Annotated in this window: 9 protein-coding genes; 3 read left to right on the forward strand and 6 right to left on the reverse strand. The window is 66.3% G+C overall.

Annotated features, from left to right (window positions below):
* Positions 1-146: 146 nt before the first annotated feature.
* Together F6S12_RS10865 and F6S12_RS10870 are read right to left on the reverse strand one after the other, a co-directional pair.
* A complete protein-coding gene (locus F6S12_RS10865) occupies positions 147-935 on the reverse strand; it encodes an IclR family transcriptional regulator (protein WP_015634531.1) in 789 nt (262 codons plus the stop codon).
* Positions 936-1,093: 158 nt separating this feature from the next.
* Positions 1,094-1,543, reverse strand: coding sequence for a PaaI family thioesterase (locus tag F6S12_RS10870; protein WP_019093300.1), 450 nt, complete (start codon positions 1,541-1,543; stop codon positions 1,094-1,096).
* Positions 1,544-1,865: 322 nt separating this feature from the next.
* Here F6S12_RS10870 and F6S12_RS10875 point away from each other — a divergent pair, with 322 nt between their 5' ends.
* From F6S12_RS10875 to F6S12_RS10885, 3 genes are read left to right on the forward strand one after another with little or no spacing between them, the layout of a single operon-like run.
* A complete protein-coding gene (locus tag F6S12_RS10875) occupies positions 1,866-3,569 on the forward strand; it encodes a long-chain fatty acid--CoA ligase (RefSeq protein ID WP_315868899.1) in 1,704 nt (567 codons plus the stop codon).
* A gap of 48 nt (positions 3,570-3,617) precedes the next feature.
* Complete coding sequence (locus F6S12_RS10880) at positions 3,618-4,973, forward strand: MFS transporter (protein ID WP_236202943.1); 1,356 nt, start codon at positions 3,618-3,620, stop codon at positions 4,971-4,973.
* Positions 4,974-5,004: 31 nt separating this feature from the next.
* Positions 5,005-5,973, forward strand: coding sequence for a nitronate monooxygenase family protein (locus F6S12_RS10885; RefSeq protein WP_315868900.1), 969 nt, complete (start codon positions 5,005-5,007; stop codon positions 5,971-5,973).
* A 312-nt stretch (positions 5,974-6,285) separates the two neighbouring features.
* Here the strand turns inward: F6S12_RS10885 and F6S12_RS10890 are convergent, their stop codons facing one another.
* The 4 genes from F6S12_RS10890 to F6S12_RS10905 form a co-directional block, all read right to left on the reverse strand.
* Positions 6,286-7,419 (reverse strand): acyl-CoA dehydrogenase family protein, encoded by a 1,134-nt coding sequence (locus tag F6S12_RS10890; RefSeq protein ID WP_315868901.1) that lies wholly within the window; start codon positions 7,417-7,419, stop codon positions 6,286-6,288.
* Positions 7,420-7,429: 10 nt separating this feature from the next.
* Positions 7,430-8,617 (reverse strand): acyl-CoA dehydrogenase family protein, encoded by a 1,188-nt coding sequence (locus tag F6S12_RS10895; RefSeq protein WP_041116513.1) that lies wholly within the window; start codon positions 8,615-8,617, stop codon positions 7,430-7,432.
* Between the two features lie 10 nt (positions 8,618-8,627).
* Positions 8,628-9,809, reverse strand: coding sequence for an acetyl-CoA C-acyltransferase (locus tag F6S12_RS10900; RefSeq protein WP_015634539.1), 1,182 nt, complete (start codon positions 9,807-9,809; stop codon positions 8,628-8,630).
* Positions 9,810-9,826: 17 nt separating this feature from the next.
* On the reverse strand, positions 9,827-10,592 hold a 766-nt coding region (locus F6S12_RS10905; RefSeq protein ID WP_315868902.1), incomplete at its 5' end, for a 3-hydroxyacyl-CoA dehydrogenase family protein.

The following is a 10,592-nucleotide window of genomic DNA, read 5'->3' on the forward strand; positions in this document are numbered from 1 at the left end:
CAACCCAGGGCGTGTCCGGAATCGGCTGCCTGCTTCAGCATCGATGGAGTGTCCTGCCCTTGGGCACTTTCGATTGGCTGGCGTTTGGGCAACCTTGAAACCAACCCCTGCATCCATCGCGGATCAGGGGTTTTTTATGGCCTGCCTCAGACGCCCAGGCTTTCCAGGTCCCGTGCCAGCATCACCAGTTGGTGGGCCAGGGAGCTTTCGAGTTTTTCGCTGGACAGCTGGAAGCTCGGGGCGCCGCAGGTCAGGGCCATGATGCTGCCGTCGGCCAGGCGCAGTGGCACGCCGGCACCGTTGACGTTGCGGTCCCACTCGCCCAGCGACAGGCAGAAGCCGAACTCTTCGTATTCACGGAAGGAGTCTTCCAGGGATTTTTCCAGGGCAGGCCATTCATCACCGAGCTTTTTCGCCACTTCCCCCAACAGATGGTCACGCTCGATTTTCGGCGTGGCGGCCAGGTAGGCGCGCCCGGCGGCGCTGGTGGCCAGGGGCAGGCGCAGCCCGGGCTCCATGCGCAGGCTGGCAACTTCCGGCGGGCGGCTGCTGTCGACGTGGATCATCGACAGGCGATCGCGGCAAGTCAGGCTGACGGTGGTGTTGGTACGGCGCGAGAACTCGTCCATGAACGGCTTGCCCAGCTGGCGCACCCGCAGGCTGGCGGAGTAGGCGTAGCCCAGGGCCAGTACCGCTGAATCCAGCTGGTACTTCTCCAGGTCCTGGTTGTACTTGAGGTAGCCCAGCTGCGTCAGGGTGTAGGTCAGGCGCGACACCGTGGGCTTGGGCAGGCCGGTGATGCGCGCGATGTCCTGGTTGCCGCGTACCGCGTGACCGTGGGTAAAGGCCCGCAGGACTTCCAGGCCTCGGGCCAGGGCTTCGACGAACTTACGGTCTTTGGGCGCTTGTTCCGGGGAGTCGTTCGGGTCTTGCATGGGGTCTTCCGGTAGGGGCTGGTGCCGGGCGCAATGCCGGTTGACCACGCAGCGGATTCGTGGAAACAAAGGAAAAATGTTATCCCGGAACCGCCGCAATTGAAATCTGCGATTCCCTGACGAAACCCGATTCCGTTCCTGACGCCATCACCGGCCAATCAAGGGCACGCCATAACCTCAGTGGCTGCCGCGCGCAGGCGGCCGCGCTTGAACACCCCTTCGGCGCTGGCCAGCAGGCGGTCCTGGGCATCCAGCAGGTCGCAGCTGGCCATGAAGATCTTGGCCCCGCCGCCGCGCAGGCGGGCCACGGCCCGGACCTCGGTGGCCGGTGGGATCGCGGCCATGTAGTTGATGTTCAGGGACAGGGTCAGGGCCAGCCGCCACTGGGCGGGGTCGGCATGCCAGGTGCCGCTCATGCCCATGGCGGTGTCGGCCAGGGAGGCGATGACACCGCCGTGCAGATTGCCGGCCTGGTTGAGGTGATGAGGTTGGACGGTGACCGCGATAACGGTTTGCGCCTGCTGGTATTCCCGCAGGTTCAACCCGAGATGGGCCGCGAATCCGCTGAACAGGCCTTGCAGCATCGAAACTTCGGGTACGGCACTCATGGGCGATGGCTCTTGGGTCAGTCCCGGTCGGGTGTCCTGGAGGGCAGGTGTTTCCCGTGGCCAGGCAGCAGTGATTGTTCTGATTGTGTTTCGCAGGGCAAATGGCTCGTTGAAATGCAGGATGTCAGCGAATATTCTAACGGTCAATATGGAATGTTATTTCGCACAGCGGAATATAAGTGGTTGAAAATCACGCCCCGCATGGGGCAGGATCGACCCGGGGCGGTGGCCCACCAACGTGCGGCCTGGCTGGCCAGCCGGCACCGGATGACGCTGTCCATGGCTGTTCCCTCGATCATTCCCGGGCTTGAAGGAGTCTTCCATGTCCACCGCTCGTACCCAGCGCCCCCATCACCGTGTCTGGCCCAAGCGCCTGCCCCTGGCCTTGTCGGTGCCGGCCACCTCGCTCTGGTTCAACCTGGAGGTGGCGGCCCGGCGTTACCCGGACAAGGTCGCCTACCGGTTTTTCGGCCACACGCTGAGCTTTGCCCAGTTGCAGGCCGAGGCCCTGGCGCTGGCCGGCTGGTTGCAGGGCGAAGGGGTCGAGCCCGGTGACCGGGTGGCGCTGTACCTGCAGAACTGCCCGCAATTCATCATCGCCTGCTACGCCATCCTGCGGGCCAATGCGGTGCTGGTGCCGATCAACCCGATGAACAAGGTGCAAGAGCTGAGCTACCAGCTCGGCGATGCCCAGGCGCGGGTACTGATCTGCGCCGCGGACCTGGCGCCCATCGCCCAGGCGGCGAATGCCAGCCTCGAACCCGAGCAGCGACTGCACCGGGTCCTGGTGACCCGCTACAGCGATGCCATGCCGGCGCCGGCGGACATGCACCCGGCGGAGGTCGCCAGCGCCGAGATCGATGCCTGGCTGCGCAGCGAGCCACCGCTGCCCGAGGGCTACCAGCGCTGGAACCAGGCCCTGGCCCAGGCACGTTGCCCCGGCCCGCACACTGCCCAGGCTGATGACCTGGCGCTGCTGCAATACACCTCGGGCACCACCGGCCATCCCAAGGGCTGCATGCACACCCATCGCAGCCTGATGAGCAACGCGGTCAGCGGCAGCTGGACCCAATCCACCGTGGAGTCGGTGGGCCTTGGGGTCGTGCCGTTCTTCCACATCACCGGCCTGGTGTGCTTTGTCCTGCGGGCGGTGTTCGACGCCACCAGTACGGTGATCATGCCGCGCTGGGATCGGGAACTGGCCGGGCGGCTGATCTCGCGGTACCGGGTGACCCACTGGACCTGCATCCCGACCATGGTCATCGACCTGTTCGCCAGCCCCCATTACCAGGACTTCGAACTGTCGAGCCTGGTGCATATCAACGGTGGCGGGGCGGCGATGCCCGAGGCGGTGGCGCAGCGCCTGCGCCAGGAGTTCGGCCTGACTTTTCTCGAAGGCTACGGCCTCACCGAAACCGCCGCCGCCAGCCATGGCAACCCCCCTGAGCGGGCCAAGCTGCAATGCCTGGGCATGCCGTTCTTTGGCGTCGATTCACGGGTGGTGGACCCGCGCACCCTGGAGGAACTTGCACCCGGCGAGGTGGGGGAAATCATCACCTTTGGCCCGATGCTGTTCAACGGCTACTGGCGCAACCCTGAAGCTACCGAGGCGGCGTTCGTCGAGTTCGAGGGCAAGCGTTTCCTGCGCACCGGCGATCTGGGGCACATGGATGAGGAGGGCTATTTCTTTCTCACCGACCGCCTCAAGCGAATGATCAACAGCAGCGGCTTCAAGGTCTGGCCGGCGGAAGTGGAGGCGCTGCTGTTCAAGCACCCGGCGGTGCACGAAGCCTGTGTCATCGCCACCCGGGACGCCTACCGCGGGGAAAGCGTCAAGGCCCTGGTGGTGCTGCGCAGCGAGGCCCGGGGCCGCACCGCCAGCGAAGAGATCATCGCCTGGGCGCGCGAGCACATGGCCGCCTACAAGGTGCCGCGGGTGCTGGAGTTCGTCGACAGCCTGCCCAAGTCCGGCTCCGGCAAGGTGATGTGGCGCGTGCTCCAGGATCGCGAGGCGACCCATAGCTGAAGAGTGATTTCCCAGGCGGGCCAACCCGCGACTGCGTCGGAGACGACAATGACTACAACAACAATAACGGTCCAGGATCCCCACGCCTCACCCGAGCATGCCCGGCAGCTCGACACGCTGTACGCCAGGATCCGCTGGCGCCTGCTGCCGCTGTTGATGCTGTGCTACATGGTGGCCTTTTTGGACCGGGTGAACATCGGCTACGCCCAGTTGCAGATGAAGCAGACCCTGCCGTTCGGCGATGCGGTGTATGGCCTGGGGGCGGGGATCTTCTTCATCGGCTACTTCATCTTCGAGGTGCCCAGCAACCTGATGCTCAAGCGCAGCGGCGTGCGCAAGACCCTGTTACGGATCATGTTCTGCTGGGGCCTGGTGGCCGCGGCGATGATGTTCGTCAGCACCCCGATGCAGTTCTACGTTCTGCGTTTTCTTTTGGGGGCCTTCGAGGCCGGGTTCTTCCCCGGGGTGATCCTGTATTTCACCTACTGGTTCCCGGCGCCGCGCCGGGGGCAGGTGATCGCCATCTTCATGACCGCCGCCGCGGTCGCCGGGCTGATTGCCGGGCCGGTCTCGGGCAGCATCCTCAAGTACCTGGATGGCGCGGTCGGCCTGCACGGCTGGCAATGGATGTTCATGATCCAGGGGCTGCCGGCCAGTGTCCTGGGGGTGGTGGCTTTTTTCTATCTGCAGGACAGCCCGGCCCGGGCCCGCTGGCTCAGCCCCGGGGAAAAGCGCCTGCTGGACGCCGACATGGCCCAGGATCTGGCGAACGCCCGGGACAAATCCCAGGACAGCCTGGCCCAGATGTTTCGCGACCCCAGGATCTACCTGCTGTCTACGGCCTATTTCATGTTCCTGGGCGCCACCTACATGCTGGTGTTCTGGATGCCGAGCCTGATCCAGGGCTGGGGCAGCAAGGACCTGTTGCAGGTCGGGCTGATCACCGCGATCCCCAATATCGTCGGGATCGTCGGCATGGTGCTGATCGGGCAGCACTCCGACAAGCACCGGGAGCGGCGCTGGCACTTCGTCGGCTGCATGGCCATTGCGGTGTTCGGCCTGGCGGTCACCACCTTGCTCAACGGCCACCTGCTGCTGTCGGTTACGGCCCTGGGTTTTGCCTACGTGGGGATCAAGGCCGGCACGCCGATCTTCTTCGCCCTGGTCAGCGAGTACCTGTCGGTGGCGGCCACCGCCGGGGGCATTGCCTTCATCAGCAGCCTGGGCAACCTCGGCCCGGCGGTCACACCCTGGCTCAACGGGGTGATCAACAGCCATACCGGCGGCCATGTGTCGAGCATGTACCTGGGGATTGTCATGTACCTGCTGGCGGGCGGGCTGGTACTGGTGACCGCGCGCATCGCCCGGGTGCCCAAGGTCGCTGCGGTCGTCGCCGAATCATGAACTACCCATTGGATTGCCCAGGAGCCCGAACATGAGCCTGCCGAAGATTCTCACCCAGCATTTGCGCCTGCCAGTGGTGGCCGCGCCGCTGTTCATCATTTCCACTCCCGAGCTGGTGATCGCCCAGTGCAAGGCCGGGATCGTCGGTTCCTTTCCGGCGTTGAACGCACGGCCGGCCGAGCGCCTGGGGGAGTGGATCGAGCAGATCACCCAGGCCCTGGCCGAGCACGACCGGCTGCACCCGCAGCGGCCCGCCGCGCCGTTTGCGGTGAACCAGATCGTCCACCGCTCCAATGACCGGCTGGAGCAGGACATGGCGGTCTGCGTGCAGCACAAGGTGCCGATCATCATCACCTCCCTGGGCGCGCGCCCCGAGATCAACCAGGCGGTGCACAGCTACGGCGGCATCGTGCTGCACGACGTGATCAACAACCGTTTCGCGCGCAAGGCCATCGACAAGGGTGCCGACGGCCTGATTGCCGTGGCGGCCGGCGCCGGAGGGCACGCGGGCACCCAGTCGCCGTTTGCCCTGGTGCAGGAAATCCGCCAATGGTTCGATGGCCCGCTGCTGCTTTCCGGGGCCATTGCCTCGGGGCGTTCGATCCTCGCGGCCCAGGCCCTGGGGGCGGACCTGGCCTACATCGGCTCGGCCTTTATCGCCACCCAGGAGGCCAACGCGGTGGCGGGCTACAAGCAGATGATCAGCCAGTCGGCGGCCGAGGATATCGTCTACACCAACCTGATCACCGGGGTGCACGGCAATTACCTGAAGGCCTCGCTGGTGGCCGCGGGGCTGGACCCCGATGACCTGCCCAGCAGCGATCCCTCGCAGATGAACTTCGGCGCAGACAGGCACAAGCCCAAGGCCTGGAAGGAGATCTGGGGCTGCGGCCAGGGGATTGGCGTGGTTGACGGCGTACCGAGCGCAGCAGACTTGGTGGCGCGCCTGGGCAGGGAGTATCAGCAGGCCTGCCAGGAGCTGCGCACCCGGTTGCTGTAACGCGCAAGTGGGAAGGGGAGGCTGCCGGCAATGGCCGGCAGCGTCGTTTTCGCGATCTACCAGATCTTGTGGATGAGGCTCAGGGCGTGGCCGCGGTAGGCCAGGGTCTCCATGACCTCCAGGTAGCGGTTGTCGACCTCGGACACGCCCTTGCCGGGCGCCGCGCTGATGCGGCGCCAGGCTTTGCTTGGGTTCAGCAGGGGGATTGAGCGCAGCGTCGGGCAGCGCGCTGCGCACCGGGCAAGGAAGGCGGCGACACCTGCTGCCCTTGCGACAGGCTCAGGTGGCCGCCCGGGCCGCGATTCATGGGGCCTATTGCTTGCCGAGGGCGATGTAGCGTTGCAGGTGGTGATCCTCGTCCCCCAACTGATGGTCGATCATCACCAGCCGCTTGGCGTAATGGGCCAGGGGCAGCTCCCAGGTCATGCCGATGCCGCCGTGCAGCTGGATGCATTCTTGCGCCACCAGGGTGCCGATGCGGCCGATGCTGACCTTGGCCGCTGACAGCGCGCGCTCGCGGTCCAGGCGATCGGCCTCCAGGGCCGAGGCGGCATTGATCACCGCCGAGCGCGCTTGTTCGATCTCCAGCAGCAGCACCGCCATGCGATGTTGCAGTGCCTGGAAACTGCCGATCGGGCGGCCGAACTGCTGGCGGGTGCGCAGGTAATCCAGGGTCGCCACTTTGGCCACTTCCATGGCGCCCAGGGCTTCGGCGCACAACGCCAGCACGCCGCGGCCAATGGCCCGCTCCAGGGTGGCATGGCCCTGGTGCAGGGTGCCCAGCAGGGCGGAGCCCGGCACAAGCAGCTGGTTCAGGCGCACCTGCGCCACGGGGCCGCCATCGAGGGTGGCGCTGCCGCGGATCTCCAGGCCCGGGGTATCCCTGGGCACCAGGAACAGCGAAATGCCCTGGCTGTCGTCAATGGCCCCGGCGGTGCGGGCCGACACCACCAGCAACCCGGCCTGCTCGCCGTGCAGCACCAGGCTCTTGGTGCCATCCAGGCGCCAGCCGTCGGCCTGGGGTTCGGCGCGGCAGGCGACCCGGTTGAGTTCGTAGTGGCTGTCGGGTTCGTCATGGGCCAGGGCGGCGATCAGGCTGCCGTCGATGATCTGCGCCAGCTCGATCTTCTGCGTTTCGCTACCGGCGCTGGCGATGGCGTCCCCGGCCAGCACCGCGCTGCCCAGCAGCGGTTCCACCAGCAGCCCGCGGCCCACGGCCTCGAAGACCAGGGCCAGGTCGAAACCACCGCCGCCGTAGCCACCGTCAGCTTCGCTGAACAGGGCGCCGATCACCCCCATCTCTGCCAGCTGCTGCCAGATCCCGGAGTTGAAACCCTGGCTTGACTGCAGGCTCTGCTGGCGTTTTTCCAGGTTGTAGTGCTGGGCGATAAAGCGGTTCAAGCTGTCGCCGAGCATGCGCCGTTCTGCGCTGTGTTCGAAGTTCATGTGCGCACCCTCAGAGCCCGAGAATCATTTTCGAAATGATGTTTTTCTGGATTTCATTGGAGCCGCCGAAGATCGACAGCTTGCGATTGTTGAAGTACTGCGCCGCCGCGCTGCTGGCGAAGGCCGGGCCCAGGTCCATCGCCCCGGTGTCGCCTTCGTCCTGCATGACCCGGGCGGCGGGGCCCATGGCCCGGCGCAGCAGAGCGGTGAGCTCCTGGCGGATTTCCGTGCCGCAGATCTTCAGCATCGAGCTTTCCGCGCCGGGCGCGCCGCCACCGGCCACCGCTGCGATCACCCGCAGGTTGGTGGTCTTCATGTTCTCAAGGTCGATCTCGACCCGGGCCAGGCGTGCAGCGAACTGCGGGTCTTCCAGCAGCGGCCGGCCATTGCGGGTGCGCTGTGCTGCCACGCGCTTGAGGCGTTGCAGCGCGGCCATGGACAAGCCGACCCCGGCAATGTTGGTGCGCTCGTAGGTCAACAGGTACTTGGCACAGGTCCAGCCCTTGTTTTCCTCGCCCACCAGGTTGGCCACCGGCACCCGCACGTCGGTGAAAAACACCTCGTTGATCTCGTGGTCGCCTTCCAGGGTGATGATCGGACGCACCTCGACCCCGGGGCTGGCCATGTCGATCAGCAGGAAGCTGATGCCTTCCTGGGGCTTGGCCTCGCGGTCGGTGCGTACCAGGCAGAAAATCATGTTGGCGTGCTGGCCCAGGGTGGTCCAGGTCTTCTGGCCGTTGACCACATAGTGATCGCCGTCGCGCACGGCCGTGGTCTTGACCGCCGCCAGGTCCGAGCCGGCACCGGGTTCCGAATAGCCCTGGCACCACCAGTGGCGGCCGTCGAGGATGCGCGGCAGCCAGTAGTCTTGCTGCTGTGGGGTGCCGTACTTGATCAGCACCGGGCCCAGCATGTTGACCCCGAACGGCACGATGCGCGGCGCGTTGGCCAGGCCGCATTCGAGTTCGAAGATGAATTTCTCCACGGCGCTCCAGCCCGGCCCGCCAAAGGCCTCGGGCCAGTGGTTGGCCAGCCAGCCGCGGGTGTTGAGGGTCGAATGCCAATGCTCCATGTCGGCCTTGGACAGGCGTTCGCCATTGGCCACCTTGTCACTCAGTTCGCTGGGCAAGTGTTCGGCGAGGAAGGCCTGCACCTGATTGCGGAAGGCTTCTTCTTGGGGGGTGAAACTCAGGTCCATGTCGGCGTCCTCAATAGATTTCGAACAGCGCGGCGGCGCCCATGCCGCCGGCAATGCACATGCTGACCACGGCGTACTTGACCCCGCGGCGCCGACCTTCGAGCAGCACATGGCCGGCCAGGCGCGCACCGGTCATGCCGAACGGGTGGCCGAGGGCGATGGCCCCGCCGTTGACGTTCAGGCATTCATCGGCGATGCCCAGCCGCTGCTGGCAATAGAGCGCCTGGGAGGCGAAGGCTTCGTTGAGTTCCCAGAGGCCGATGTCGTCCACCTTGAGGCCGTGCCGGGCCAGCAGCCGGGGTACGGCGAACACCGGGCCGATGCCCATTTCGTCGGGTTCGCAACCGGCCACCGCCATGCCACGGAACACGCCCAGCGGTTGCAGGTTGGCGCGGGCCGCTTCACGGGCCTCCATCAGTACGCAGGCCGAGGCGCCGTCGGACAGTTGCGAGGCGTTGCCGGCGCTGATGAAGCGCTGCGGGCCCAGCACCGGTTCCAGTTTGGCCAGGGCCTCGTAAGTGCTCCCCGGGCGGTTGCAGGTGTCGGCGTCCACCGTGACCTGGTGCTGGCTGACCTCGCCGCTCTGCTTGTCGGTCACGGCCATGGTGGTGGTGCAGGGAATGATTTCCTCGCGGTAGTGCCCGGCCCGTTGCGCCGCTTCGGTCTTGTGCTGGCTGCGCAGCGAGAAACGGTCCTGGGCCTCGCGGCTGATGCCGTAGCGCGCGGCGACGATGTCCGCGGTCTCGATCATCGGCAAGAACAGCTCCGGTTTGTGCTGCACGAGCCAGGGATCGAGGTCCGGGTCGTCGCTGCCGCGGCCGCGGATCTGCGAGATGCTTTCCACGCCACCGGCAATGATGGCGGGGGCGCCATCGACCACGATACGCCCGGCGGCCATGGCGATGGCCTGCAAGCCGGAGGCGCAGAAGCGGTTCACCGTGGTGCCGGCGATGCCGATGGGCAGGCCGGCGCGGACCACCGCCAGGCGCGCGACGTTGCGCCCGGTGGTGCCTTCGCCGTAGCCACAACCGAGGATGGCGTCCTCGATCAGCCCCGGGTCGATGCCGGCCCGTTCCACGGCGGCGCGTACCGCGAAAGCGGCGAGGGTCGGGCCGGGAGTGATGTTGAATTCGCCGCGGTGGGCCTTGGTCAGGGGCGTGCGTGCGGTGGATACGATGACGGCTTCGCGCATGGCGCGTGCTCCTTGAGTCAATGGCTGTGGTTGAGGCTGTCGAAGTTCTCGCCGCGCTCCACCAACTGCTCCAGCAGTGGCGAGGCTTTCCAGAACAGCGGGTCTTGTTCGGCGAATTCGCGGATGTCCGCCAGCACCTGGGGCAGGCCGTACTGGTCGGCGTACTTGAGCGGGCCACCGCGATAGCGCGGGAAGCCGTAGCCATGGATAAAGGTGATGTCCACATCCAGGGGGCGCAGGGCGATGCCTTCGTGCACCACGTTGGCGCCTTCGTTGATCATCGCCGCCATGTAGCGCCGCAGGATCTCCGGGTTGCCGAAGGGGCGGGGCGTGATGCCGGCCCGGGCCCGCTCGGCGTCGATGATGGCCAGGACTTCCGGGTCCTGGGTGGCGCTGCGCGGGCCCTGGGCATAGAGGTAGTAGCCACGGCCGGTCTTGTGTCCGAACCAGCCGTGCTCGCACAGGCGGTCGGCAATCTGCACGTAGCGCGCGTCGGGATTGCGGGTGGCGGCCTTGCGTTTGCGCGTCGCCCAGCCGATATCGCCGCCGGCCAGGTCGGCCACCTGGAAGGGCCCCATGGGGAAGCCGAAGTCGCGCAGGGCCTGGTCGATCTGATAGGGCGAAGCGCCGTCCTCCATCATGTAGTCCGCCGCCTGACGGTAGACCGCGAGGATCCGGTTGCCGATGAAACCATCGCAGACCCCGGCACGCACCGGCACCTTGCGCAGTTTCTTCGCCAGTTCGAAGGCCGTGGCCACCACGTCCGGTGCGACTTTGGCCGGG

Origin of the sequence: Pseudomonas sp. JV245A (genome assembly GCF_032424515.1) — a bacterium.
GTDB lineage: Bacteria > Pseudomonadota > Gammaproteobacteria > Pseudomonadales > Pseudomonadaceae > Aquipseudomonas > Aquipseudomonas protegens.

What these genes read in the sequence shown, in the direction of transcription:
- F6S12_RS10890 (WP_315868901.1), bottom strand. Translation starts at nt 7,419, where the DNA reads ATGAACTTCGAACACAGCGCAGAACGGCGCATGCTCGGCGACAGCTTG.
- F6S12_RS10880 (WP_236202943.1), top strand. Translation starts at nt 3,618, where the DNA reads ATGACTACAACAACAATAACGGTCCAGGATCCCCACGCCTCACCCGAG.
- F6S12_RS10895 (WP_041116513.1), bottom strand. Translation starts at nt 8,617, where the DNA reads ATGGACCTGAGTTTCACCCCCCAAGAAGAAGCCTTCCGCAATCAGGTG.
- F6S12_RS10885 (WP_315868900.1), top strand. Translation starts at nt 5,005, where the DNA reads ATGAGCCTGCCGAAGATTCTCACCCAGCATTTGCGCCTGCCAGTGGTG.
- F6S12_RS10870 (WP_019093300.1), bottom strand. Translation starts at nt 1,543, where the DNA reads ATGAGTGCCGTACCCGAAGTTTCGATGCTGCAAGGCCTGTTCAGCGGA.
- F6S12_RS10875 (WP_315868899.1), top strand. Translation starts at nt 1,866, where the DNA reads ATGTCCACCGCTCGTACCCAGCGCCCCCATCACCGTGTCTGGCCCAAG.
- F6S12_RS10865 (WP_015634531.1), bottom strand. Translation starts at nt 935, where the DNA reads ATGCAAGACCCGAACGACTCCCCGGAACAAGCGCCCAAAGACCGTAAG.
- F6S12_RS10900 (WP_015634539.1), bottom strand. Translation starts at nt 9,809, where the DNA reads ATGCGCGAAGCCGTCATCGTATCCACCGCACGCACGCCCCTGACCAAG.